Origin of the sequence: Actinomadura craniellae, from assembly GCF_003289645.1 — a bacterium.
In the GTDB taxonomy this organism is placed as follows: Bacteria; Actinomycetota; Actinomycetes; order Streptosporangiales; family Streptosporangiaceae; genus Actinomadura_D; species Actinomadura_D craniellae.
Genome location: NZ_QLYX01000014.1, coordinates 20,401 through 45,484, shown reverse-complemented (window position 1 = coordinate 45,484; position 25,084 = coordinate 20,401). Strand labels below are relative to the sequence as shown.

19 protein-coding genes are annotated in these 25,084 nt (G+C 73.9%); 10 read left to right on the top strand and 9 right to left on the bottom strand.

The features are described 5' to 3' along the window. Positions 1-42: 42 nt before the first annotated feature. The 3 genes from DPM19_RS25960 to DPM19_RS25950 form a co-directional block, all read right to left on the bottom strand. Positions 43-525, bottom strand: a complete 483-nt coding sequence (locus tag DPM19_RS25960) for a hypothetical protein (RefSeq protein ID WP_111870662.1) — start codon at positions 523-525, stop codon at positions 43-45. Between the two features lie 134 nt (positions 526-659). Then, a complete protein-coding gene (locus tag DPM19_RS25955; protein WP_146778991.1) occupies positions 660-941 on the bottom strand; it encodes a hypothetical protein in 282 nt (93 codons plus the stop codon). A 160-nt stretch (positions 942-1,101) separates the two neighbouring features. After that, positions 1,102-5,478, bottom strand: coding sequence for an FtsK/SpoIIIE domain-containing protein (locus tag DPM19_RS25950; protein ID WP_111870660.1), 4,377 nt, complete (start codon positions 5,476-5,478; stop codon positions 1,102-1,104). Between the two features lie 277 nt (positions 5,479-5,755). On the opposite strand from DPM19_RS25950, the gene DPM19_RS25945 reads away from it, so the two are divergent. The 9 genes from DPM19_RS25945 to DPM19_RS25905 are packed head-to-tail and all read left to right on the top strand — an operon-like array spanning position 5,756 to position 14,960. After that, positions 5,756-6,568, top strand: coding sequence for a CpaB family protein (locus DPM19_RS25945; protein ID WP_111870659.1), 813 nt, complete (start codon positions 5,756-5,758; stop codon positions 6,566-6,568). 2 nt (positions 6,569-6,570) lie between these two features. Next, positions 6,571-7,398 (top strand): hypothetical protein, encoded by an 828-nt coding sequence (locus DPM19_RS25940; RefSeq protein WP_111870658.1) that lies wholly within the window; start codon positions 6,571-6,573, stop codon positions 7,396-7,398. Beyond that, positions 7,399-8,709: a CpaF family protein gene (locus tag DPM19_RS25935; RefSeq protein WP_111870657.1), complete on the top strand. Its 1,311-nt coding sequence runs from the start codon at positions 7,399-7,401 to the stop codon at positions 8,707-8,709. It begins immediately after the preceding gene. Continuing rightward, positions 8,706-9,680, top strand: a complete 975-nt coding sequence (locus DPM19_RS25930) for a type II secretion system F family protein (protein WP_199485285.1) — start codon at positions 8,706-8,708, stop codon at positions 9,678-9,680. The genes DPM19_RS25935 and DPM19_RS25930 overlap by 4 nt, the downstream gene beginning before the upstream one ends. Further along, positions 9,677-10,582, top strand: coding sequence for a type II secretion system F family protein (locus tag DPM19_RS36825; RefSeq protein ID WP_111870655.1), 906 nt, complete (start codon positions 9,677-9,679; stop codon positions 10,580-10,582). The genes DPM19_RS25930 and DPM19_RS36825 overlap by 4 nt, the downstream gene beginning before the upstream one ends. Positions 10,583-10,599: 17 nt before the next feature. Next, a complete protein-coding gene (locus DPM19_RS25920; RefSeq protein ID WP_111870654.1) occupies positions 10,600-10,821 on the top strand; it encodes a hypothetical protein in 222 nt (73 codons plus the stop codon). After that, a complete protein-coding gene (locus DPM19_RS25915; protein ID WP_111870653.1) occupies positions 10,822-11,247 on the top strand; it encodes a TadE family protein in 426 nt (141 codons plus the stop codon). Further along, a complete protein-coding gene (locus DPM19_RS36475) occupies positions 11,232-11,807 on the top strand; it encodes a TadE family protein (RefSeq protein WP_233510757.1) in 576 nt (191 codons plus the stop codon). The genes DPM19_RS25915 and DPM19_RS36475 overlap by 16 nt, the downstream gene beginning before the upstream one ends. A gap of 9 nt (positions 11,808-11,816) precedes the next feature. Further along, entirely contained in the window at positions 11,817-14,960 is a 3,144-nt protein-coding gene (locus DPM19_RS25905; RefSeq protein WP_111870651.1) for a bacterial transcriptional activator domain-containing protein, read from the top strand. Between the two features lie 86 nt (positions 14,961-15,046). Here the strand turns inward: DPM19_RS25905 and DPM19_RS25900 are convergent, their stop codons facing one another. The 5 genes from DPM19_RS25900 to DPM19_RS25880 form a co-directional block, all read right to left on the bottom strand. Next, the gene (locus DPM19_RS25900) at positions 15,047-16,231 is read right to left on the bottom strand and encodes a YncE family protein (RefSeq protein WP_146778990.1); all 1,185 of its coding nucleotides are present in this window, start codon (positions 16,229-16,231) and stop codon (positions 15,047-15,049) included. Between the two features lie 78 nt (positions 16,232-16,309). Continuing rightward, positions 16,310-17,944, bottom strand: a complete 1,635-nt coding sequence (locus DPM19_RS25895) for an asparagine synthase-related protein (protein ID WP_158566893.1) — start codon at positions 17,942-17,944, stop codon at positions 16,310-16,312. A 407-nt stretch (positions 17,945-18,351) separates the two neighbouring features. Further along, positions 18,352-19,350: an NYN domain-containing protein gene (locus DPM19_RS25890; protein WP_111870647.1), complete on the bottom strand. Its 999-nt coding sequence runs from the start codon at positions 19,348-19,350 to the stop codon at positions 18,352-18,354. 66 nt (positions 19,351-19,416) lie between these two features. Then, positions 19,417-19,626, bottom strand: coding sequence for an acyl-CoA carboxylase subunit epsilon (locus tag DPM19_RS25885; RefSeq protein WP_111870645.1), 210 nt, complete (start codon positions 19,624-19,626; stop codon positions 19,417-19,419). Between the two features lie 9 nt (positions 19,627-19,635). Continuing rightward, positions 19,636-21,228: an acyl-CoA carboxylase subunit beta gene (locus DPM19_RS25880; RefSeq protein ID WP_199485284.1), complete on the bottom strand. Its 1,593-nt coding sequence runs from the start codon at positions 21,226-21,228 to the stop codon at positions 19,636-19,638. A 180-nt stretch (positions 21,229-21,408) separates the two neighbouring features. On the opposite strand from DPM19_RS25880, the gene DPM19_RS25875 reads away from it, so the two are divergent. Then, positions 21,409-23,991, top strand: a complete 2,583-nt coding sequence (locus DPM19_RS25875) for a phosphoenolpyruvate carboxylase (protein ID WP_111870644.1) — start codon at positions 21,409-21,411, stop codon at positions 23,989-23,991. Between the two features lie 57 nt (positions 23,992-24,048). On the opposite strand, the gene DPM19_RS25870 is transcribed toward DPM19_RS25875, so the two are convergent. After that, positions 24,049-25,044: an adenylate/guanylate cyclase domain-containing protein gene (locus DPM19_RS25870; RefSeq protein ID WP_111870790.1), complete on the bottom strand. Its 996-nt coding sequence runs from the start codon at positions 25,042-25,044 to the stop codon at positions 24,049-24,051. Positions 25,045-25,084 lie beyond the last annotated feature (40 nt).

The window sequence follows — 25,084 nt, the reverse complement described above, 5'->3', positions numbered from 1 at the left end:
CGCCCTCCCAGAGCGGATAGGGGCTGGTGGGTACCGGTCCGTCTAGCCCTGGGACGGATCCGGCGTGGGAGGGGTGCCGATGGAGGCCCCTCCCTTGATGACGGCGGCGGCGATCGAGCCCTGGTCGGCGCGGACGTCGATGTTCCCGCCGGCCGCCACACCGCCCGACGACGCGGTCACGCCGCCCGGGGCCGCCGGGGACTCCTCGGCCAGCAGGGCGCGCAGCTCGTCGGCCAACTGCTCGCGCTCGGTGTCGTCCAGGCTCTCCAGCAGCGCCTCGAAGCGGGCCTGCCAGGTCGCCTCCTGCCGGACGCGCACCAGCTCGGCCTGGGCGGGTTCGGCGGCCTCCAGGGCCGCCGCGGTCTGATCCAGTTTCTCCAGTTCGGCGCTCTCGCGTTGCGCGTCTCCCCGGCCCAGCAGCTTGGCCGCCCTGTTCCGGAAACCGATCCACACGTCCGTGCCCGCGGCCTGGATCACCGCGGTACCGGACGCCGCCGCTATCGCCAGCATGGCCTCAGCAAGCATCGACCCCTCCTCGCCCCGACCCCTGTCTTACCGAAGGTATCGCCTGATCCACTCAGACGTAATCTCTTCCCCAAGAAGTAGGGCGTCGCGGGAGGAGATCACCGAAAGCCTTCTTCTCCCCGAAGTGCCGAATTTCATGGACACCGTTGCTGCGGGATCTCCCCGGCGAGCCGCCGGTCCGGTGGCGGGGTGTCCGCGGCCTCCCGCCAGCCGCCGGCGGGGGGCGGTGCCGCGGGAGGCAGGGCCGCCGCGCACGAGCGGCAGGCGTACAGCCGGGCCCCGTCGGGCAGCCGCCCCACGTCCTCCCTGGGGCGTGGCCACGACTTGTGGCACACCACGCAGGAACGGCCCGCCCGCTGCCGCTCGGTTAAAAACGCCGGATCGAAGATCAGTTCCCGTTCGTCGCCAGTGCCCATCGTCGTCCACCCCGTCGTGGGACCCGCGCCCGACATCGCCCGGGAGGCGGGACCCCTTCGTCTCACTCAGTGCCTCTGAGCACCATTCAACGCGGGCCGTACCCGGATAGGTGACTTTTAAATTCCATTGCCTGGTGATCCCGTGGAAATACCGGCGTGATCAGCTGGGATCCCCCTCCGGGGGAAGGGCGACCTGGATCGGCTGGGAGACACCGAGGGCGACGTGCAGCCCACGGCCGAGGGGGCCGGCGGCGGTCGTGTTGCGCGGCAGGCGCAGGCCGAAGAGGTCGCCGTCGTCGGGGGACTCGACCGCCAGCAGCAGCCCCGAGCGGGAGCGGCGGGAGTCGGAGAGGAAGCCCCGGTAGCCGCGGCCGAGGTCCTGGGTGGTGCCCGCCAGGATCACCGCGTGCTCGGCGTCGCGGGCCGAGCGCAGCACCCGGCACAGGGCGTCGTCGAGTTCCGTCTCGTCCAGCAGTTCCGCGTCGTCGACGACCACCACGTAACGGTGCTCGCGCTCCAGCAACTCCAGCAGGTCGTCCTCGGTGGCGGAGGCGTCCAGCGGGCCGAGCACCCCGGGCCGGCCGGCCAGCGCCGACAGCGGGGAGCGGCGCGGGGTCACCAGGACCACCGGGACCAGCCCGCCGCCCACCGCCGGGTCGAGCAGCGACGCCACCATGGTCAGCAGGGTGGTGGAGCGGCCCGAGCGGGGCGGCCCGGCCACCACGTACCCGGGGCCCTCGGCCAGCAGGTCCACCCCGACGGGGGCGAGGGTGTCGCCGCCCACCCCGACCAGGGACCACAGCGGCGACGGGGCCCGGAAGCCGGGCTCCAGCCCGAACGCCTCGGCGTAGGAGACCTGGACCGGCAGCTCGTCCACGTGCAGGGGACGCATCCGGTGCGGCAGCCGGCCGTACCGCTCGGCGGCGGCCCGGGCCAGCGACTGCAGCGCCGCCACCTGCGCCGGGCCGGTGGGGTCGTCCGCCAGCAGGCCGATCTGCGACTCGCGCAGCGGGCGGCCCGGGCCCAGCGTCTCCAGCGCCCGGCCGGGCGGCATCCAGGACGGCACCTGCCGCTCCTGCAGCCCGGCGAACCCGTAGTCGGCGGGGTCGGCCATCCGCAGCACCAGCCGCCGGTCGAACACGGTCGACAGCGGCCCGCCCAGCCCGGACCGGTCGCCGGTGAACACCGCGCGCAGGCCCACCGAGGAGCCCTCCCGCAGCAGGTGCAGCAGCGTGTCGGCCAGCCGCCCGTAGTCGTAGTGCTCGAACGCGGCGAGGAACCCCTCCCACCGGTCGAGCAGCAGCACCATCCAGGGCAGCCGTTCGGTGGCCGGCACCGTGGCGCGCTGCTCGGCCAGCGACGCGAACCCGGCCTCCGCGAGCAGCCGCTGCCGCCGCCCGACCTCGGCGGCCAGCGCCGCCAGCAGCCGCTCCACCCGGTCGAGCTGGTCGCGGCCGACCACCGCGCCGCAGTGCGGCAGCGCCGCCAGCGGCAGCAGCGCGCCGCCCCCGCAGTCGATCGCGTACAGGTGCGCGTCGTAGGGGGAGCAGGCCGCCGCCAGCGCCCCGGCCAGCGACCGCAGCGTGGTGGACCGCCCCGATCCGGGGGAGCCGGCCACGTACAGGTGCCCGCCGCCGACCAGGTCGAGCGCCAGCGGTGCGCGCGACTGCGACTCCGGCAGGTCGGTCACCCCGAACTCGACCGGTGGCACGTCCACCACCGACCCGCCCGCCGCGGTGCGGGCCGACAGCCGCACCCGCTCGGGCAGCGAGTCCAGCCACGGTGGCGGCATCCGGGTCAGCCCCGCCCGCCGGGCCGCCTCGCCGACCGCGCGCACCAGCACGGCCAGGTCCGTCACCGTCCCGCCGTCGTCGGCCGCGCGGCGGGACGACGGCAGCGCCCGGCCCAGCCCCTGCCAGGGCAGCGCCAGCACGGAGGTCTCGCCGGGATCGGCACTACCGGGCCGCCGCCCGCCGATCCGGGCCGACTGCACCGCGGTCACCGCCCCGGCCCCCGAACGGACGTGGCACCGGCCCGGGGTGGACTTGGCGATGCCCGCCGCGGCGGGGTCGTCCAGCACGTCGGTGGACTCGTCGGCGTCGGTGACCCGCAGCGCGATCCGCAGGTTGGTGTTGGCCCGGATCTCGGCGGTCACCACCCCGGCCGGCCGCTGGGTGGCCAGCAGCAGGTGCACCCCGAGCGACCGGCCCCGCCGCCCGATGTCGACCAGCCCGGCCACGAAGTCGGGCAGCTCGGCGACCAGGGTGGCGAACTCGTCGATCACCAGCACCAGCCGGGGCATCGCGGGCAGCGGCTCGCCCCCGTCGCGCAGCTCGTTGTAGTCCTCGACGTCCTTGGCCCCGGCGCCCAGCAGGACTTCCTCGCGCCGGCGCAGCTCGGCGGCCAGCGACTCCAGCGCCCGCTCGGTCAGGTGCCCGTCGAGGTCGGTCACCATGCCCACGGTGTGCGGCAGCGCCGCGCAGTCCTTGAACGCCGCGCCGCCCTTGTAGTCGATCAGTACGAACGTCATCTCGTCGGGCCGGTTGGCCACGGCCAGCGACGCGATCAGCGTCTGTAGCAGCTCCGACTTGCCTGCGCCGGTCGTCCCGGCGACCAGGCCGTGCGGGCCGTCGGCCCGCAGGTCGACGAAGAAGGGGCCGTCGGCGGCCAGCCCGACCGGCACCCGGGTGGACCGGCCGCCCTCCGCCCAGCCGGCCAGCACGCGCTCGGCGGTCGGGTCGGGCGCGTCCAGCAGGTCCAGCAGCCGCACCTGGGCGGGGAGCGCCGCCGTCGAGTCGTCCTCGCGGGAGACGTCGCGGACCGGGGCGAGCGCCCGGGCCAGCCGGTCGCACCACGCGGCGGAGACCTGGTCGGCCAGGACCGTGCCGACGGTGTCGAGGTCGTGCCCGCGCAGCCGCAGCGTCCCGCCCGGTTCCAGGGCCGCCACCGCCGAGCACTCCTCGGGCAGCAGCCGCTCCTCGTCGTCCAGGCAGATCGCGTACAGCCCCAGCTCGGCGCCCCGGGCCAGCACCTGCGGCATGCCCGGCACCCGGCGCAGCATCCGGGCCCCGTCGAGCACCACCAGGATGTTGTAGGGGGACGTTCCGGACCGGCGCCGCTCGGTGATGCGGATCGCCAGTTCGGTGACCCGCTGCGCCACGGACTCGGGGTCGGCGCCCACCAGCGCCACGCACTCCTCGCCCTCGCGCGGCGCGCAGTGCGGCAGCCAGCGCACCCAGTTCCAGTGCTCGGCGCCGTCGTCCTCCGCCGACAGCACCACGATCATCAGGTCGCGCGGGCTGTGCAGCGTCGCCGCCTGCGCGACCAGCCAGCGGGCCAGCCCGCGGGAGGCCGGCCGGGGCCCGGTCAGCCCGACCACCCCCAGCTCCGGCAGCGACAGCGGCAGCGGGACGGTGCGCGCGACCGGCGGCGGGGCACCGTCGGTCAGCTCGATCTCGGCGGGCAGGTCGGCCAGGCCGACGCGCAGGTGCAGGGCGTCGGGATCGGCGGCGCGGCGCTCCCACAGCCGCCGCCGGGGCCCGGTGGCGGTCAGCAGCACCTCGGCGGGATCGGGGGACAGCGACCGCCGGTCGGCCTCGTCGGCCCGCCGCAGCTCCTCCAGCGCGGTGTCGAACTCGGCGCTGCGCCGGAGGTACTCCTTCATCGCCTTCTTGTACGTCTTGCGCCCGTACAGCCGGTCGCCGATCCACTCGCCGACCACCAGCAGCGGCCAGCTCAGTGCGAGCAGCGCCCACCACCACTGGTCCAGCACCACGGCCATGACCAGCCCGAACGCGGAAAACAGCAGCGCACCGAACAGCCGCAGCCGCTCCCGCGGGTTGCGCTCGGGCCGCTCCGGCACCGTCAGCCGGCGGGCCGGGCGGAACGGGTCGATCCGGGGTGGCCGGTTGAACGCCAGCCCGCCGTCGTCCATCGGTTCCAGGTGCGTGTCCGGGACGGTGCTCGGCGCCAGGGTCAGCACCGACGAGCCGACGGCGAGCATCCCGCCGACCGGCCACTCGGCGCTGTCGTCGACCGGCACCCCGTCCAGGACGGCCTCGGTGCGCATCGACGTCTCGACCGTGACGAGGTCGCGCCGCACGGTGATGCGCAGCGACCGCTCCGGGACGCCGGGGTCGGTGAGCCGGATGTCGACGTCCTCGCCGCTACCGAGCGTGGCGGTGCCCAGCCCCAGCCGGTGCACCGCGCCCGCCGCGGGGCCGCCGGCGACCCGGACCTCCACCAGCCCGGTGGGCTCGGCCAGCACGGTCGCGGGAGCGGATCTGGACTCCACGGTGACCACGGCGCCGTCACGCAGCTCACGCACCACCCGGGCCTGGGGGTCGAGCATCCGGCCGTCCGTCCACAACCGGAAAGCAGGCTTGACCTGGGTCAATTGTCCGATTTCAGTGCGGGAATCGTCGTTCAACACCCGGAATAGCGACTGCGCCATGGTCCCGACGGTCAAATCGGAATCGGCATTGATCACGATGTCCCGTGGCCCCTGACCGGTCAGCGCGGTGAGCGAGATGCGCATTCACCCCTCCGTTTTCGCGCCGTTACCGAAACCCGCTCCGCCAGCTTAGAGACTGCGCGCCGACCGCGTGCGGCACGGCGGTTACGGAGTTACGGCCGTGACTGTCAGTTTCCACCGTGACCGGTGTCAGGGGGCAGGTGATCGTCGAATCGGCTGGTCACCGGCATACACCGGGTTACGGCATGGCTTCACCTCACCGAATCCATTGACGGGGCGTCGCAGACCCGGCAAGCATGGGTCGCTGCGGCCGTACGCGCACCTCGGAGTTGCCTCAGCGATGAAAAGCAGTCAAACGACCGCCCCGGGCAATCCGGCGGCACTCGGACGCACCGGGCTGGGGTCCGGCGCCGGGCAGCGGTTGCCCGTCCCGCCGCGCGAGCGCAAGCCCGCGCTGGCGGCCCTCGCCGTGCTACTCATCATCGGCGGCGCCCTCGCCAGCGCCTACCTGGTGATGGCGAGCGGGCAGCGGGTCTCGGCGGTGCGGATCGCCCAGCCGGTGGCGGCCGGGCAGCAGATCCCGGCGAGCGCCCTGGAAGAGGTGCAGATCGGTGACACCGGCATCGCGTACATCCGCTGGTCCGAGCGGCACAAGGTCACCCAGGCGTACGCGGCCGTCCCGCTGGTGCGGGGGGCGCTGCTGACCAACGGGATGGTCAGCGGCACCAACGACGCGATCCGGGGCCGGCTGATCGTCGGACTGGCCCTCAAGCCCGGGCAGATGCCCGCCAACGGGCTGCGGCCCGGCCTGCGGGTCAGCCTGTACGCGGTGGGCACCGCCGCCAGCGGTGGGCCGCGCCCCGGAGCGGTGCTCGCCGAGGAGGCGATCGTCTACGACGTCGGCGGGGACGGGCGCGAGGGCACGGTGCGCGGCGAGCAGGTGACCGTCTCGGTGGCGGTGCCGCCCGCCCAGGCGCCGCTGGTGACCCAGGCGGCGTCCGCGGGCGCGATCGCGGTCGCGGTGATCCCCACCGGGACGACGGTGCCGCCCGCCGGCCAGCAGCCACCGGCGCAGCAGCCCCCGGTCCAGCAGGCCCCGCGGCAGCCCGTCTCACCGAGCCCCGGCCTGTCCTCGCCGCCGGTGGGGGGCTGACCGTGGCACTCATCGCGCTCGCGGCCGACAAGGGGGCGCCCGGCGTCACCACGGCGGCCGTCGCGCTGGGCGCGGTCTGGCCCCGCCCGGTGCTGGTCGCCGAGTGCGACCAGTCGGGCGGCGACCTGGTCTACCGGCTGCCCGCCGAGGGCGCCGGCAACCAGTCGGGCGGCGTGCTCAACCCGGCCCGGGGCCTGCTCAGCCTGGCCGCGACGGCCCGCCGCGGGCTGCGCCCCGACCAGATCGGCGAGCACTGCCAGCGGCTGGTCGGCGGTCTCGACGTGCTGATCGGCACCACCAACGCCGAGCAGGCCCACGCGATGACCTGGCTGTGGGGCCCGCTGGGCCGGGCGTTCGCCGGGCTGGCCCCGGTCGACGTGCTGGCCGACTGCGGGCGGCTCGGCGCGGGCGGCTCGGCCCTGGACCTGCTGCGCTCGGCCGACCTGGTCGTGCTGTTCACCCGGCCGACCCTCGAACAGGTCGCCCACCTGCGCGAACGCGTCTCGGCGCTGCAGGAGGAACTGCGCGGGACCCCGCCGATCGGAGTGGTGGTGATCGCCGACCCGCGCGACTTCCGCGGTTCGATCGCCGAAGTCGAGCGCATCGTGACCAACGCCCAGCTCTCCGCGACCGTGCTCGGCGGGTTCGCGCTCGACCCCAAGGGCGCCGAGATGCTGCGCGGCCAGTGGGGCGGGCGGCTCGACCGGTCACTGCTGATCAGGTCGGCGCGCGAGCTGGCCGGGAACATCGCCGCCCGGATGGCCCCGCTGCACACCGCCAACGGCCGGGTACCCGGCCGCTCCCTGTACGCGCCGGAAAGGGAGCGGTAAGTGGACCACGGTCTCGTCAAGCGGCTCCGCCAGGAGGTCGGTGACCGGCTCGCCCAGCAGCGGCGGCTGGACGCCGGCGCCGGGTTGCCGCCCATGTCCGGCGAGGACGAGCGGCAGTTCGCCCGCGCCCTGATCGCCCAGGTGCTGGAGGAGTTCGCCCGGGGCGAGATCACCGCCGGCCGCCGCCCGCCCAACGCCGAAGAGGAGGAGGCGCTGGCGGCCGGGGTGCACGCCGCGCTGTTCGGCGTGGGGCGGTTGCAGCCGCTGCTGGAGGACTCCGAGATCGAGAACATCGACGTCAACGGCTGCGACCGGGTGTTCATCGGCTACGCCGACGGCCGGGAGGTGATGGGCGAGCCGGTCGCCGAGAGCGACGAGGAACTGGTCGAGCTCATCCAGATCCTGGCGGCCTACAGCGGCCTGTCGTCCCGCCCGTTCGACACCGCCAACCCCGAGCTGGACCTGCGGCTGCCCGACGGCTCCCGGCTCTCCGCGGTGATGGACGTGACCATGCGGCCCGCGCTGTCGATCAGGCGGGCCCGGCTGGGCAAGGTCTTCCTCGCCGACCTGATCGGCAACGGCACGCTCAGCCCCGAGCTCGGCCAGTTCTTCAAGGCGGCCGTCGCGGCCCGCAAGAACATCATGCTCGCCGGCGCCACCAACGCGGGCAAGACGACCCTGCTGCGCGCCCTGGCCAACGAGATTCCGCCGGGCGAACGGCTCATCACCGTCGAGCGGGCGCTGGAACTCGGCCTCGACCAGTTCCCCGAACTGCACCCCAACTGCGTGGCGTTCGAGCAGCGGCTGCCCAACTCCGAGGGCGAGGGCGCCATCTCGATGGCCGACCTGGTCCGCCGGTCGCTGCGGATGAACCCGTCCCGGGTGATCGTCGGCGAGGTGCTGGGCGACGAGATCGTCACCATGCTGAACGCGATGACGCAGGGCAACGACGGGTCGCTGTCCACGATCCACGCCAACTCCTCCTCCGAGGTGTTCAACCGGGTCGCCACCTACGCCATCCAGTCCGAGGAACGGCTGCCGATCGAGGCCACCCACATGCTGATCGCGGGCGCGATCGACTTCGTGGTCTTCATCGAGAAGCGCAACGACTACCAGCGCGGCGGCCGGCTGCTGCGCTACGTGTCGAGCGTGCGCGAGGTCACCGGGGTGGACGGCCGGGTGCTGTCCAGCGAGGTGTTCGTCACCGGGCCGACCGGCCACGCGGTGCCCGGGGCGCCGATCTCCTGCCTGGACGACCTCGCCGAGTTCGGCTACCACCCGGCCGGTCCGGGGGCGGTGATGTGGCAGTGAACCCCCAGACCACGCCCGACGTCCTGCTGGCCGTGCTCGCCGGAGCCCTGGTAGGGGGCGGGCTGTTACTGCTGGTCGTGGCCCTGCGCGGGCTGCCCGCCCGGCCCGGGAAGCCGACCCCCCGGCGCAGCCGCGAGGAGATCGTGCGCTCGCTCGGCACCCGCGGGACGGCCGCGATCGGGGTCGGCGCCGGAGTGCTGGTGATCACCCGGTGGCCGGTCGCCGCGATCGGCGCCGGTCTGCTCGTCTTCGCCTGGAACACCATCGGCGGCGGCGCGGCCGAGGAGCGCAAGGCGATGGCCCGGCTGGAGGCGCTGGCCGCCTGGACCGAGTCGCTGCGCGACACCATCGCCGGCGCGGTCGGCCTGGAACAGGCGATCCCGGCCTCGCTGCGCGCCGCGGCCCCGGTGCTCCAGCCGGACCTGCGCACCCTGGTCGACCGGATGCACACCCGGATGCCGCTGCCGGAGGCGCTGCGCCGGTTCGCCGACGACCTCGACGACTCCTCCGCCGACCTGGTGATCGGCGCGCTGATGCTCAACGCCCGGCTGCGCGGCCCCGGCCTGCGCGACATGCTGGGCGCGCTGGCCGGCTCCGCCCGGGCCGAGCTCGACATGCGCCGCCGGGTCGAGGCCGACCGCCGGACCACCCGGCGCAGCGTGCAGATCGTCGTGGGCTTCTCCGCGGGGGTGGCGCTGCTGCTGGCGGTGTTCAACCCCGAATACGTCGAGCCGTACGACAGCGTGCTCGGCCAGGCGGTGCTGGTCGGCGTGATCGCCCTGTACACCGCCGGGTTCCTGTGGCTGCGCCGGCTGGCCCGGTACGACCTGCCGCAACGGATCATGGGTACGCCCCGGGACCAGCCGGGCGTTCCGGCCCAGGTGCCGGCCACGGTGGCGAGCTGGCAGGGCACGGGCGCCCCGCCGCTGCGCGGCCGGCACGCCATGGACGCGGGCGGTGGTACCTCGTGAACGCCGCGCTGATCGCCGGAGGTCTGGTCGGGCTGGGCGTCTTCGCCCTGGTGCGGGCGCTGTTCCCGTCCCGTCCCGGGCTGGCCTCCCGGCTGGCGGCGTTCGACGCCCGGGCCAGCCGCCAGGAGGACGCCCCGCGACCCGGCGGTACCACCTCGGAGCGGTTCGGCGGCCTGCGGGCGCGGCTGGGCACGGCACTGGCCCGGTTCTACGCGTCCCAGGGCTGGGAGCAGCGGACGGTCCGCGCCGACCTGGCGCTGCTCGACCGGTCGTTCGAGGCGTTCCTGGCCACCAAGTTCCTGCTGCCGGCCGGGGTGCTGGTGCTGATGCCGCTGCTGGCGGCGTACTGCGCGCTGCTGGGCATCCCGGTGGTGGTCCCGGTGTGGCTGGGCCTGGTGCTGGCGGGCGTGTTCTTCTTCTTCCCGGACATGCAGTTGCGGCAGGAGGCGGCGGTCCGCCGCCGCGACTTCCGGCACGTGGTGGGCGCCTTCCTCGACCTGGTGGCGATGAACCTGTCCGGCGGGCGCGGGGTGCCCGAAGCGCTGATGACCGCCTCGCAGATCGGCGACAGCTGGCCGCTGCGGCGCATCCGTGAGGCGCTGACCAACGCCCGGATCACCGGCCAGACCCCCTGGCAGGCGCTGGGCACGCTGGGCGACGAGGTCAACGTGGCGGAACTGCGCGACCTCGCGGCGGCGCTGACGCTGGTGGCCGACGACGGAGCCAAGATCCGCCAGTCGCTGACCGCCCGGGCGGCGTCCATGCGCAGCCGGGAGGTCTCCGAGCTGGAGGGCAAGGCCGGCGAGCGCTCCCAGTCGATGCTGGTCGCCCAGTTGCTGCTGTGCGCGGCCTTTCTGATCTTCCTGACCTATCCCGCCGTGACGAGGTTGCTCACGGCATGAGAACCGCAAGGAGAGCCATGAATCCGCTCAACGACCCGGTGATCTTCTATCTGCGGGCCATGCTGGGGGCCCGCATCCACGCGCTGCGCACCGAGGACCGCAGCCGGGGCGCGTCCGCCCTGGAGTGGGCCATCATCTCCGGCATCCTGGTGATCATCGCGCTGGCGGTGTACGCCACGATCCGGGGCCGGGTGCAGAAGGCGCAGACCGACATCAACAAAGACACCCCCGCTTTCTGAATGTCGCGGAACCCGCGGAGACCCGCAGATCGGGGGGCGAGCAGCCTGGAACTGGCCATGCTCACCCCGCTGCTCGTGGCCGTCATCCTGCTGGTCGTCCAGTTCGCGCTGGTCTACCACGCCCAGCACGTCGCCCTGGCCGCAGCCCAGGACGGGGCCCGGGTGGCACGCGGCGACGACACCGCGGGTTGGCAGACCTCGGCCGAGCAGCGGGCCCGTAAGTCCGTGCTGAACTACGGGCCGCGGCTGCTGGGCGAGCCGCAGGTGACCGTGGGCGGTGACGGCTACCAGCGGTGGGTGGAGGTCCGCGGCAAGGCGGTCGAGGTGATCCCCGGGTTCAAGTTCAACGTCACCAAGCGGGCCGGGGGGCCGCGCGAGTGCTTCCGTCCCGACGTGGGAGAGGGGACGCAGTGCGAGAACCCGTGATGGGGGGCCGGGAGCGCGGCTCGCTGTCCCTGGAGTTCGTGCTGCTGGCCCCGCTGTTCATCGTCTTCATGATGTTCCTGGTGGCGGTGGGCCGGGTGGTCGACGTGCAGAGCCAGATCAACGGTGCCGCGCGGGACGCCGCCCGGGCGGCGTCCACCGGGCGCAGCCCCGAGGCGGCGGCCAGCCTCGCCCGGGAGGCCGTGGAGTACTCGATCGGCGGCACGAGCTGGTGCAAGGGCGGGCCGCAGGTCACCCCGGACGTCAGTGAATTTGGGCCCGGCGGACAGGTGACCGTCACCGTCCAGTGCGACGCCGACCTGAGCGGGGTGGCGTTCAGCATGCCGGTGGCCAAGGCGATGCGCGGCCGGGCCCTCGCGTTCCTGGACGAGTACCCCGACGAACTCGAGGGGACGCCGCTGTGCCGCTACCCCGGCGGCGACGAGGTCGAGGTGACGGTGACCATCGCGGTACAACCGCAGTTGCTCAACCTGCTCCCCGGCTTCAGCGAGTTTAAGATGACGTCGACGGCGTCCGCCCATCCCGATGACGGCAACCCCTAGGGGCGCGCGATGGCAGCTAGAGAGCCTGTGAAGATCCGGGGCCGGCGCAGCGCGGGCGACGTGCTCGCGGGCGTGGCGGCCACCGTCCTGCTTGCGGCCCTGGTGGTCGGGGTGCCGGTCCTGCTGCTGGCCGTCTTCGGGTCGCCGCTGCCCGACCGGCCGCCCGCGCTCGACGACTTCACCCAGCAGATCGGGCCGAGCACGCTGCTCACGATCCTGGCCGCGCTGGTCTGGCTGGCCTGGCTGCAACTGCTCGTCTGCGTGGCCGTCGAGGTGCACGCGGGGATCCGCGGGATCGGCGTGCCCGCCCGGGTCCCGCTGGCCGGCGGCACCCAGTCCCTGGTGCACCGGCTGGTGGTGACCGCGCTGCTGCTGTTCACCGCCACCACCGCGATCGTGCCGGCGTTCGCCGCCGGCCGGGGCCTGCAGCCGGCCCAGGCGGTCGCCACCGAGGCCCCGCAGTTCCGCCAGATGGCGGCGACCGCCCCCGCGGAGACGCCCCCGCCGGCGGCGGCCGACCTGCCCACCGAGCAGCCCACCCAGAAGGCGCTGACCACGAAGATCTACCGGGTGCAGCCGCCCGAGGGACGGCACCACGAGAGCCTGTGGGAGATCGCCGAGAAGTGCCTCGGCGACGGCCGCCGCTACAAGGAGATCTACGCGCTGAACAAGGGCCGGGAGCAGCCCGACGGGTCCAAGCTCTCCATCGCCAGCCTGATCCGGCCCGGCTGGATCCTGGAGATGCCCGCCGACGCGGCGAACGCCCGGGTGGTCCCCGTGGACGACCTCGACGAGTACTTCCAGTACGGCAAGGCCAAACCCGACCCGGCGCCCGAACCACCCGTCCAGGCCCCACCGGCCGAGGAGCCGCCGTCCGCGCAGCCCGCGCCACCGGCCGAGCCGCCGTCCGCGCAACCCACCCCGCCGGCCGAGCCACCGGCCACCCAGCCGGCCGAGCCGCCGTCCGCCCAGCCCGCCCCGGCTCCGCCGCCGACCCGGGCCACGCCGACGAAGCCCGCGCAGCCCACCCGGCCTCCCGCAGAGCCGCCGTCCGCCCAGCCCGTCCCGCCGCCGGCCCGGGCCACGCCGACGGAGCCCGGCGCCGCCGCGCCGGCACCCAAGCCGTCCGCAGAACGCCCCGCGGAGCGCCCGGCCGAGACGAGCCGCCCGCGCACCCCGACCGAACTCGGCGGCGAGGCCGGCACCGGCGGGGCGCAGGTGCCGGGCGGCGGGCAGCCGTCCGAGCGGCCCGAACAGCCCGCGGCCGACGTCGATCTCGTGCCGGTCGACATCGGCTGGCCGCAGAGCCTGGCGGCGGGCGCGCTACTGGCCGCGGGCCTGCTGGCCGCGCTGGGCCGGCGCCGCCGCGAGCAGCGCTGGCACCGCGGCTTCGGCGAGATGATCGCCCGGCCCGAGGGGGCGGCGGCCGCCGCCGAGCAGGCGCTACGCATCGGCTCCGACGAGGACGCGGTCAGGCTGCTGGACCTGGGGCTGCGGCAGCTCTCCCAGAGCCTGGCGGCCGACGACCGCACCCTGCCCACCGTGTACGGCGTGCACCTGGGGGCCGAAAGCCTCGACCTGTGGATCGCCCCGGCCGACCGGCACCCGCCCGCCCCCTGGGAGGCCCACGACGACGGCCAGGTCTGGCGGCTGCACGCCACCGCGCTGCCCGAACTGGAGGCCGCCGACCTCGGCGAGGTGCTGGCCCCTTACCCCGGGCTGGTCTCGATCGGCACCAACGACACCGGCCGCATCCTGGTCGACCTGGAGGCCGCGCACGGGCTGATCGCGCTGCGCGGCCCGGCCGACACCCGGCGCGCGGTGCTGGCGGCGGTCGCCCTGGAACTGGCCACCAACCGCTGGTCCGACCACATGCGGATCACCCTGGTCGGCTTCGGCTCCGAACTGGTCCAGGTCGCCCCCGACCGGATCCGCGCCGTGCACACGCTGGCCGACGCGCTGCCCGAACTGGAGGGACGCACCGAGGAGGTGCGGCAGGCGCTGGCCGCCTCCGGCGCCGACTCCGTGCTCACCGGCCGCTGCCGGGGCGTGTTCGGCGAGGCGTGGATGCCGCACTACCTGATCATGGCCGACGAGCCCACGCCGGACGAGGCCGCCCGGCTGGGCGCGCTGGCCCGTACCGGGCGCCGGATGGCCGCCGGCTACCTGGTGCCCGGCGACGTTTCCAGCGCCGCCTGGACCTGGGAGGTCACCCCCGAGGGTGCGCTGCACGCCGGGGTGCTGGGCTTCGACGTCGAGGCGCAGCTCATCCCGGACGAGCAGTACCGGGCGGTCGTCGACCTCTTCCACACCGCCGGCCGGCTGGACGCCGCGGCGCTACCCGACCCCCGGGCCGCGCTGGGCGACGAGCCGCCCGCCGCGGTCGACGACCGGCCCGCCGCGGACATCCGGCTGCTGGGCTCCGTCGAGGTGGACGCCCCGGGCCCCATGGACGACAGCCGGCGCCCGCTCTGCACCGAGGTGCTGGTCTACCTGGCCGCGCATCCCGGTGGCGTGCACCCGACCGTGCTGGGCGGTGCCGTCTGGCCGCGCGGCGTCACCGCCGGGGTGCGCGACGCCACCATCGCCCGGGTCTCCGACTGGCTGGGCCGCGACTCGCGCGGCCGGCCGAACCTGTACTACGACGAGCGGGGACGCATCCGGCTCGGTTCGGAGGTCCGGATCGACTGGTCGGTGTTCCGCTGGCTGGTCTGGCGGTCGGCGGCCGAGCCGGACTCCGAGGCGGCGTACATGGCGTACGCCCTCGACCTGGTTCGCGGCCCGCTACTGGCCGACCGGCCGCGCGGGCGGTACGGCTGGCTGGCCGCCGACGACCTGGAGTACGAGGCCACCGCCCGGGTGATCGACGTCTCCCACCGGCTGGTGCTGATCAGGTTGGACGACGGTGACGCCCGGGGCGCGGTTGAGGCCGCCCGGGCGGGGCTGCGGCTGGTCCCCGACGAGGAGGTGCTCTGGCGCGACCTGTTGCGCGCCACCCACGCCGCGGGGGATCTCACCCAGGTCGAGGTCGTCGCCGACGAGCTCCGCGCCTACCTCGGCCACGACCCCCTCCTGGACCAGATCCAGCCCGAAACCGAGGCCCTGATCGAGGAACTGCTCCCGCGCCACCGCATCCCCGCCCACGGCATCTGACGCGGCCGCCCCTCCGCTGATCCTTCAGCTTTCGGTGCGTTATGGCGCCCTGAACCCTGAAGGATCAGTGAAGGTGCGGGGCGGGGTCAGCGGGTGTGGCCGGTGGGGCCCAGGGAGCGGGTGCCCGGCTGGGGGTAGACAGCCAGGCCGTAGGGGGCGGCGCCGCCGGTCCACAGGGTGCGCAGCAGGTGGCCGGTGTGGGTGGAGACGACGTGTACGGCGCCCCGGCCCGACAGCCAGAGCGTGCCGCCGTCAGCGGACATCCCCACGACCTGGGGGGCGGCGCCCGGCGGGAGCCACCAGCGGCCGACCACCCGGCGGGCGGCGAAGTCGATCAGGGTGACGGAGTCGTCGTCGCGCCCGGCCGCGTACAGCAGCCGGCCGTCGCGGCCGGGGTGCAGGCCGTGCGCCCCGGCCCCGGTGGGCACGAAGCCCGCCCGCCGGAACCGGGCGGCGTCGATCAGCCAGACCCCGCCCTGCGCCGCGTCCGCCACGTAGAACATCCGGCCGTCGGGGGAGAGCCGGATCTGCTGTGGCCGGGAGCCGGCGCCCAGCGGGAGCCGGCCGGTGACCTTGCGCCGCACCGGGTCGACCCGGACCAGTTCACCCGACGGCGGGCAACCGATCACCAACTGGGCGCCGTCGGCGGAGAAGTCGGCGTGCTCCGGCTCGGAACAGGGCACCCGCAGCGAGCCCAGCCCGCGCAGCAGGGCGGGGTCGTAGAAGTCGACCCGCGGCGGGCCGTCGGCCAGGACCAGCGCGGCGCCGCCGTCGGGACGGAAGTAGAGGCCGCGCGGATCGGCCAGCGGTACCCGCCGGCCGCGCCGCCCGTTCCGCGGGTCGATCGCGGTCAGCCCGCCGGAGTGGCTGACCCACAGGGTCCGGCCGTCCCAGGAGGGCGTCACGTACCGGGGCCGCGGCCCCACCCACAGCCGGCCGACGATCTGGTACGTCCGCTGGTCGATGACGTCGACGGTGGCGTGCCCGGCGTTCGGCACGTACACCATGGGCGGGTAGGGCCGCCCGCCGAGCAGCCGCCCCCGGGTGCCCGCGTAGACGTCGAGCGGCCGCTCCATCGGCTCGGCGGTGGCCGTCCGGTCCGGTGGGCCGGCGACGTAGGGGGCCGGGCCGCCGAGTGCCACCACGGCGGCGCCGGGGCCGCCCGTGCCGGTGCGGTAGAACGGCGCCGGGGAACGGCACGCCGTGAGCGCCGCCAGGGTGAGCACGCCCACCCCGACGGCGCCGACGAATCCTTTCCGCGCCCCGACCACGCCCGGACTGTATCGACACTGCGACGCTTTGTGTCGGCGTAATCACAAAACGCGTAGGTCGTTGCCGGGCGTTTCCGGCTAGCGGGGCTGGGCGGAGGGGATCGGGATGTCGAGCCCGGGCAGGTCCGGCGGCAGAGGTTCACGCCACCGGCCCGACAGCAGCACGCTGAGGGTGTAGACGTGCCAGCGCTGCATCGCCCATCCCTGGGCTCCCGGGGTGAGCGTCTCGTCGATCCGAGCCCGGTCCACCAGGTCGAACAGCTCGGCCGGACCATCCATGATCTGCTCCCGCATGACGCCGAGGAGCGGTTCGACGGCCTGCTTGCGCCAGTTGAAGCCCGAGGTGCGCCCGCTCGGCAGGAGCGCGGCGCGGGCGTGCCAGCGGCCGCGGTTGAGTATCCGGCGCGGACGGGTGCGCTCGAACCCCCAGCGCTTGCCCTCCAGCGGCAGGTCCCGCAGCTGCGGGGTGAGCGTCTCGATGATCCGGAAGACCACTTCTTCGCTCCGGCGCCAGGTCGCCGGCAGTTCCAGCGCGGCGCGCACCACCCGGTTGTCGAGGAAGGGGTGGTAGAAGGGCCAGTTCATCACCGTGGCGGTGTGCGATCCGACCAGCCAGCGCCCGGTGCGGTAGTGCAGGTAGAGGGTGTCGAGGACGCCGGGTCCGTCGGCGCGCGCCCGTTCGGCCCATTCCTCGTGGTGCGGGCGGGACCGCTCGCGGGCTTCGGGGGTCAGGAACTCGTCCGCGGAGCAGAAGATCGTTTTCACCCGGCGCCGGATTCCCTCCGGGCTGATGTCGTTCTGGTCGTAGAGGAAGCCGCCGCGCAGCGTCTCCCCGCCGGAACCGGAGGTCTTGGGGGTCATCGTGTACGGGGCGAAGCCGTTGACGCTCTCGTAGGCCGACGTCATGCCCTCGCACATCCGGATGACGTGGTGGGCCCGGTGCAGCGGGTGCCCGACCTGCTGGAACCGGCCTCCGGAGTCCTCCCGGGGCAGCGCCACCTCGTGCGGCACGCCGAGGATGCCGGCGATGCGGGTCGCCAGGACGACGTCGGGGTCGTCGGAGAAGCCGCGGGTCCGGGCGGTGAAGGGAACCCCGGCCGTGTGCAGGAGGGCGGCCATGATCCGGCTGTCGCGGCCGCCCGTCAGGCCGAGCATGATCGGCTCGCCGTGCCGGCCCAGGGGCCGTGCCGCCTCCAGCAGGGCCTCGGCGAGGGCCGTCACCCCCTGCCGCGCGGCGCGGCCGCGGGCCGGTCGCCCGCCGGCCTCGGGAGCCGGGCGCCGGTCGATCCGGACGGGCTTGCCGGGGCGGGCCGTGAGCGTCGCCGCCGCCGGCAGGGCGCGCACGTCCCGGAAGGGCGTCTCGTCGTTGGTGTAGAACCCGTGCCGCACCATCACCTGGAGGCCGAGGAGGTCGATGTCCGGCCGGGGCCGGGTCTGCCCGGTCCGTGCGGCCCGGGCCGTCAGGTGGACGGGCAGGGCCCGGCTCCCGGCGATCGCGAGGTCGGCGGTCTCCGTGTGGTAGACGGGGCACACCCGGGCGATCGAGGTGGCGGCCTCGAACCCGGTGCCGTCCGCCCGGAACACCGAGAAGACCCCGCCGAACGCGTCGAGCCGCGTGTCCAGCCGGTCGGCGGCGGCCAGCAGTTCCTCCTCGGCCGGGTCGCCGAGGTACCCGCAGTATCCGACCACGCCCGCGCCCGAATCAATCAGCATGGGGGGAAGAAGTTCGTGTTTCGGTTCGTTCGACCAGGCCAGTAATGCGATATCGCCGTGCGGGCTGATCCACTCCTGTCTTTTCAGGTTTTCGGCCGGAACGGGTAACCCTTCGACGGTCGCGGTCCGGGCGGTCGCCAGTACGGGCGGAGCGATTCGCCGCCCGGGGTGTTTGGCCACGATGGCCAGGTAGCTGCGCATGAGGGCCTTTGTCTGATCGCTGTACGGGTCGTCTGGACGGGACAGCGCACCAGAGGGTTGTGGACCGCCGGTTAACCTCGGCGAAATATCAGACGAAGTCACTCAAGGTAGCAATTCCGGAAAATCCGGATTAATAACATCTGGTCGATTTCACCTGCAAAGACGCAGGGGCGTGCCGCGGAACGCGGCCTCATCCGGTCATCCGGTCAGTCGGACTTGCCGACGCCGATGCCGAACTCGCGGTACACCCGCTCCCAGAAGCCGTCGCGCAGCCAGGTACGGGCCTCCTGGTACGGGCGGAGGGAACGGCCCAGCTCCTTCTCGGCCTCGATCAGCAGTTCCTTGTCGATGACCGGCGGCAGGATCGGGCCGGGCAGCAGGTCGCGGATGTTGTCGCGCCCCCGCTCGAACAGCCACTTCTGCGCCACGTGCTCGCCGATCTCCAGCATCTGGTGCCGGTCGGGACCGAGCTTGCCGTCGCCCGCCGCGACCGGGAGCGGGGTGGTGGCCCGGCCGGCGGCCACGACGGGCTTGACGGCCGGCGGCCGGCCGGCGAACACCTGCGACGGCGAGGGCACCGCCGGGGCCTTGGGCGTGACCGCGGGGCTCGGGGCCGGCACCGTCACCGGCTTGGCCTTGGTGAAGTAGGGCCGCAGGAAGTCGGCGGCCAGCACCTCGACCGTGTCGGACTCCCAGACCAGCCACTCGGCCTGGTTGGAGCCGTGCGTGGGCTCGACGCCCCACAGGTGCACCCGCACCCCGTACCGCTGGGCGGCCTCGACGGCGGGCAGCATGTCCTCGTCGCCGGCCAGCAGGACCGCATCGGTGATCGCCCGGTACCGGGCGAGCGCCTCCAGGTCGGCGCGCAACTGGGCGTCCACGCCCTTCTGCTGGCCCTGCGCGTTGAGGTTGCCGAGCCGCAGCTTGACGTGCGGCAGGTTGGCGATGACCCGCTGGTCCACGGTCGGCTGCCGCTTGGGCGCGGCGTCGTACCAGTACACCCGGAGCAGATCGCCGCGGACGGGCTCGCCGCCCATGCTCTTGGAGTGCTCGGTCAGCGCCTTGATGAGTTTCTCGGCCGCCACCCGGTACTCGCGGCGGGAACTGGCCTCCAGCAGCAACGCTCCCGAGGCCGCGTAGAGGTACCCCGCGTCCACGAAGAGTGCGTAGCGGGCGGGCTGGGGAACGAGCTCCGAGGTGGCCATGAGGTTTCACCTTATTCCCGCCCCGGCCCTCCCGGGCGTGAACCGCCGGTCAGATGTCGGCGGCCGTCACCGGGGGAGCGCGCTCGCCCGCCACGCGCCGGGGCCGGCCGCGACGGGCGCGCGCACGCCGCGGGACCTGGCCGTCCACTCGGATGTGCGGCGGGGCGGCGGTCCGGCGGCGGCCCGGGCCCGGGCGGTCAGCACGGCCACCAGCGCGGCGATCTCCTCCGGTGTGGGATCGCCGCGCACGATCTGCAGGAACGGCTGGGCCGTCATGGGGCTCTCCTAAAGGGGGATGTTGCCGTGCTTCTTGGGCGGCAGGGTGCGGCGCTTCTCCCGTAGCGCCCGCAATGCCCGGATGACCTGACCCCGGGTCTCGGACGGCTTGATCACCGCGTCCACGTAGCCGCGCTCGGCCGCGATGTAGGGGTTGGCGAGCGTGTCCTCGTACTCGCTGATCAGCTCGGCCCGCCGGGTGTCGGGGTCGTCGGCCGCGGCGAGTTCCCGCCGGTACAGGATGTTCACCGCGCCCTGCGCGCCCATCACCGCGATCTGCGCGGTCGGCCAGGCCAGGTTGATGTCGGCGCCCAGGTGCTTGGAGCCCATGACGTCGTACGCCCCGCCGTACGCCTTGCGGGTGATCACGGTGACCAGCGGGACGGTGGCCTCGGCGTAGGCGTACAGCAGCTTGGCGCCGCGCCGGATGATGCCGCCGAACTCCTGGTCGGTGCCGGGCAGGAAGCCGGGTACGTCGACGAAGGTCAGCACCGGGATGTTGAACGCGTCGCAGGTCCGGACGAACCGCGCGGCCTTCTCGGAGGCGTCGATGTCGAGCGTCCCGGCGAACTGCATCGGCTGGTTGGCCACGACGCCGACCGACCGCCCCTCGACCCGGCCGTAGCCGATGACGATGTTCGGCGCGAACAGCGGCTGGACCTCCAGGAACTCGCCGTCGTCCAGCACGTGCTCGATCACGGTGTGCATGTCGTAGGGCTGGTTCGGGGAGTCGGGGATCAGCGTGTCGAGCTCTTCGACGAGGGCTTCGGCGTCCACCGGGACCTCGAACGCCGGCGGGTCGGAGAGGTTGTTGGACGGCAGGTACGACAGCAGCGCCTTGACGTACTCCATCGCGTCGTCCTCGTCGGACGCCTGGTAGTGCGCCACCCCGGACTTGGTGTTGTGCGAGTGCGCCCCGCCCAGCTCCTCCATCGTGACCTCTTCACCGGTGACGGTCTTGATGACGTCGGGCCCGGTGATGAACATGTGCGAGGTCTGGTCGACCATGACGATGAAGTCGGTGATCGCGGGCGAGTAGACCGCGCCGCCCGCGCACGGCCCCATGATCAGCGAGATCTGCGGGATCACGCCGGAGGCGTGCACGTTCCGCTTGAAGATCTCCGCGTACAGGCCGAGCGCGACCACGCCCTCCTGGATCCGCGCGCCGCCGGAGTCGTTGATGCCGATCACCGGGCAGCCGGTCTTCAGCGCGTGGTCCATGACCTTGCAGATCTTCTCGCCGAACACCTCGCCCAGCGAGCCGCCCGACACGGTGAAGTCCTGGCTGAACACGGCGACCTGGCGGCCGTCGATCGTGCCGTGCCCGGTCACCACGCCGTCGCCGTACGGCCGGTTCTTCTCCATGCCGAAGTTGGTGGACCGGTGCCGGGCGAGTCCGTCGAACTCCACGAACGAGCCGGGGTCGAGCAGCGCGTCGATCCGCTCGCGCGCCGTCATCTTGCCCTTGGCGTGCTGTTTCTCGACCGCGCGCGCGGAGCCCGCGTGCACGGTCTCGTAGCGCCGCCGTTCCAGGTCCGCGATCTTTCCCGCGGTGGTGTGGATGTCGATATCGATCGCCGGTTCGGGAGCTTCCATCGCCATGGCGAAAGGGTAACCACGCCCTTTCGCCCGCATGGCGACCGGGGTGGGTAAGGATGGTCTAGACCACAAGGCGTGCCTCCGGGGCGGTGCGGTCCGGGGGGTGCTGGCTACGCTGGGCGGGTGGCTACCGACACGCATGACTCCGCCCCTGTCCAGGGGCGCGGCTCCGCCCGGGAAGAGATGCCCGAATCCCTGCGCCGGGACGTGAAGCTGCTGGGCGCGATGCTCGGCGAGAGCCTGGTCGAGTACGGCGGCCAGGGCCTGCTGGACGACGTCGAATGGCTGCGCCGGGCGGTCATCCTGGCGCGTCGCGGCGAGATGTCCATCGAGGCGGTGGCCGAGATCGTCGAGGGCTGGCCGTTGGAACGCGCCGAACTGGTCGCCCGCGCCTTCACCGTCTACTTCCACCTGGCCAACCTGGCCGAGGAGCACCACCGCATCCGGACGCTGCGCGAGCGCGACACCGGCGGCCCCGTGTCCGGTTCGGTCGCGGCGGCGGTCGCCGAGATCAAGGACATGGGCGACGACCGGCTGGACGCCGTGCTCGGCGACCTGGAACTGCGCCCGGTCTTCACCGCGCACCCCACCGAGGCCCGCCGCCGCGCCGTGGTCACCGCGATCATGCGGATCAGCGGGCTGCTCGACGCGCTGCGCGACCCCCAGGCGGGCGCGGGCGAGCGGGCGTCCACCGAGCGCCGGCTGCGCGAGGAGATCGACCTGCTGTGGCGCACCGCGCTGCGCCGGCACACCCAGATGGACCCGCTGGACGAGGTCCGCACCGCCATGGCCGCGTTCGACGAGACGATCTTCCGGGCGGTGCCCGAGATCTACCGCGACCTCGACACCGCGCTGGACCCCGCGGGCACCGGGGCGCGCCCGCCGCGGGCCCGGCCCTACCTGCGGTTCGGCAGCTGGATCGGCGGCGACCGCGACGGTAACCCCTATGTCACCGCGCAGGTCACCCGGGAGGCCGTGAGCATCCAGGCCGACCACGTGCTGCGCGCCCTGGAGAACGTCTGCACCCGGATCGGCCGCCGGCTCACCGCGCACGAGTCCACCACCCCGCCGTCCGCCGAACTGCGCAACGCGCTGGCGGCGGCCGGCATCGCCCGGCCCGCCCGGTTCACCGAGATCGCCGACCGCTCGCCCGGCGAGCCGCACCGGCAACTGCTGCTGTTCGCGGCCGAGCGCGTCGCCGCCACCCGGCAGCGCGACGCCGACCTGGCCTACGCCGCCCCGGACGAGCTGCTGGCCGACCTGCGCCTGGTGCAGGAGTCACTGGCCGGAGCGGGCGCGCTGCGGCAGGCCTACGGCGAGCTCCAGCACCTGATCTGGCAGGTCGAGACGTTCGGTTTCCACCTGGCCGAGCTGGAGATCCGCCAGCACTCGCAGGTGCACGAGAAGGCGCTGGCCGAGGTGCGCGCGGGTGGCCCGCGCAGCGAGATGACCGAGGAGGTCCTCGACACGCTACGGGTGGTCTCCTGGATCCAGCGGCGGTTCGGGGTGCGGGCGTGCAGCCGGTACGTGGTGTCGTTCACCCGGTCGGCCACCGACATCGCCAACGTCTACGAGCTGGCGGCCTCGCTCGGCGACCGGGCCCCGGTGCTGGACGTGGTGCCGCTGTTCGAGACGGGCGAGGACCTGGAGCGGGCCCCCGAGGTGCTGGAGGGCATGCTCGCCCAGCCCGCGGTGCGGCGCCGGCTGGCCGAGACCGGGCGGCGGCTGGAGATCATGCTCGGTTACTCCGACTCGGCCAAGCAGCTCGGCCCCACCAGCGCCACCCTGCGGCTGTACGACACCCAGGAGGCGCTGGCCGCCTGGGCGGCCCGCAACGACGTCAAGCTGACCATGTTCCACGGCCGGGGCGGCTCGCTGGGCCGCGGCGGCGGCCCGGCCAACCGGGCGATCCTGGCCCAGGCCCCCGGGTCGGTGGCCGGCCGGTTCAAGGTCACCGAGCAGGGCGAGGTCATCTTCGCCCGGTACGGGCACCCGCGGATCGCCCGGCGCCATGTCGAGCAGGTCACCAACGCGGTGCTGCTGGCCTCGACCCCCGCCGTGGAGGAGCGGGCGCGGGCCGCCGCCGCCCGGTTCCGCCCGCTGGCCGACAAGATCAGCGACGCCGCGCGGGCCGCCTTCACCGCGCTGATCGAGACCGAGGGCTTCGCCGGGTGGTTCGCCCGGGTCAGCCCGCTGGAGGAGATCTCCGAGCTGCGCATCGGCTCGCGCCCGTCCCGCCGCACCGCGGCCCGCGGGCTGGGCGACCTGCGCGCGATCCCGTGGGTGTTCGCCTGGACGCAGACGCGGGTCAACCTGCCGGGCTGGTACGGCCTGGGCAGCGGGCTGGCGGCCGTGTCGGACGACGCCGGGGAACTGCGCGAGGCGTACCGGTCGTGGCCGCTGTTCGCCGCGCTGCTGGACAACGCGGAGATGAGCCTGGCCAAGTCCGACCGGGCGATCGCCGAGCGCTACCTGGCGCTGGGCGGGCGGGCCGACCTGACCGAGACGGTCCTGGCCGAGTACGACCGGACGCGCTCCCTGGTGCTGGCCGTCACCGGCCACGAGCGCCTGCTGGAGAACCGTAGGGTGCTCTCCCGCGCGGTCGAGCTGCGCAACCCCTACGTGGACGCGCTGTCCCACCTGCAGCTACGGGCGCTCACCGCGCTCCGCGCCGGTGACGCCACCGACGAGGAGCGCGCCCGGCTGGAGGAACTGCTGCTGCTGTCGGTCAACGGGGTGGCCGCCGGCCTGCAGAACACCGGCTGAGGGCCGTATCTCCCGGGGGCGGGCCGGGTCGATCCTCGCTCCGGTCGGCCGGGCCGGTCAGGAGGTGCGGCGCAGCACGTAGGGCTGGATGATCCCCAGGCCGCGGGCGGGCCGCCGGACGATACGGGTGATGTCGTACTGCTTCATGCCGTCCAGCTCCGCGGCCAGCTCGGAGTCGATCACGACCGAGCCGGGCCGGGCGATGGAGGTGAGCCGGGCGGCCAGGTTGACCGTGGTGCCGAAGACGTCGCCCATCAGCGGCAGCACCGGGCCGTACGCCACGCCGACCCGGACGTCGGGCATCTCGGTCTCGTCCTTGACGCCCTCGGCCACCCGCAGCGCGATCTCGGCGCCCAGGCCGGGGGAGTCGGCGCTGAACAGCACCTCGTCGCCGAGCGTCTTGACCAGCCGCCCGCCGCAGGAGGCGATCACGTCGGAGGCGGTCTCCTCGAACCGCTCCACGACCCGGGCCAGCGCGAGCTCGTCGAGTTCCCGGCTGAGCTGGGTGAACGACACCATGTCGGCGAACCCCACGGTGGCCTGCACCCGGCTCGGGATGGAGTCCTCGCTGGTGGCGGCCACCGCCATCCGCCGCGTCCCGGCCTGGGCGAGCTGCCGCCGCCAGGCGTGCACGATGAGCGGCTCGAAGTCGTTGATGTGCTGCTCGGCCACGTCGACGACCATCTGCACGGCCTCGGCGCTGGGCTGCTCCTGCCCCCCGTTGCCGACCAGCCGCGCGGTGAGCAGTTCGACCTGCCACTCGGCCAGCCGGGTCATGGTCTGGCCGACGGCGCGGACCATCCGGATCACGCTGTCCTCGTCGAGGACGTCCTCCTCCATCAGCCGGCGCAGCCGGCCCAGGGCGGCCAGGTCACCCTCGGTGAACGCCACGGCGTCGTCGCTCATGTGCGGGTAGCCGAAGGCGCGCCACAGCCGCTCGGAGAACTCCTTGGTCACCCCGGACAGCCGGACGGCGTCGACACGGGTGTAGCGCAGCTCACCTCCGAGCAGGATCTCCTCGATCCGTTTCGGGTCCGGCATCTGAGCCGACATCTCCACCCCCAGGGGACGCCTCACGCGGCATATCGTGGCA

Bases quoted from the DNA above. Each gene is read 5' to 3' on its own strand.
- DPM19_RS25960 (WP_111870662.1), bottom strand. From the start codon at position 525: ATGCTTGCTGAGGCCATGCTGGCGATAGCGGCGGCGTCCGGTACCGCG.
- DPM19_RS25955 (WP_146778991.1), bottom strand. From the start codon at position 941: ATGGGCACTGGCGACGAACGGGAACTGATCTTCGATCCGGCGTTTTTA.
- DPM19_RS25950 (WP_111870660.1), bottom strand. From the start codon at position 5,478: ATGCGCATCTCGCTCACCGCGCTGACCGGTCAGGGGCCACGGGACATC.
- DPM19_RS25945 (WP_111870659.1), top strand. From the start codon at position 5,756: ATGAAAAGCAGTCAAACGACCGCCCCGGGCAATCCGGCGGCACTCGGA.
- DPM19_RS25920 (WP_111870654.1), top strand. From the start codon at position 10,600: ATGAATCCGCTCAACGACCCGGTGATCTTCTATCTGCGGGCCATGCTG.
- DPM19_RS25915 (WP_111870653.1), top strand. From the start codon at position 10,822: ATGTCGCGGAACCCGCGGAGACCCGCAGATCGGGGGGCGAGCAGCCTG.
- DPM19_RS25905 (WP_111870651.1), top strand. From the start codon at position 11,817: ATGGCAGCTAGAGAGCCTGTGAAGATCCGGGGCCGGCGCAGCGCGGGC.
- DPM19_RS25895 (WP_158566893.1), bottom strand. From the start codon at position 17,944: ATGCTGATTGATTCGGGCGCGGGCGTGGTCGGATACTGCGGGTACCTC.
- DPM19_RS25890 (WP_111870647.1), bottom strand. From the start codon at position 19,350: ATGGCCACCTCGGAGCTCGTTCCCCAGCCCGCCCGCTACGCACTCTTC.
- DPM19_RS25885 (WP_111870645.1), bottom strand. From the start codon at position 19,626: ATGACGGCCCAGCCGTTCCTGCAGATCGTGCGCGGCGATCCCACACCG.
- DPM19_RS25880 (WP_199485284.1), bottom strand. From the start codon at position 21,228: ATGGCGATGGAAGCTCCCGAACCGGCGATCGATATCGACATCCACACC.
- DPM19_RS25875 (WP_111870644.1), top strand. From the start codon at position 21,409: ATGCCCGAATCCCTGCGCCGGGACGTGAAGCTGCTGGGCGCGATGCTC.
- DPM19_RS25870 (WP_111870790.1), bottom strand. From the start codon at position 25,044: ATGTCGGCTCAGATGCCGGACCCGAAACGGATCGAGGAGATCCTGCTC.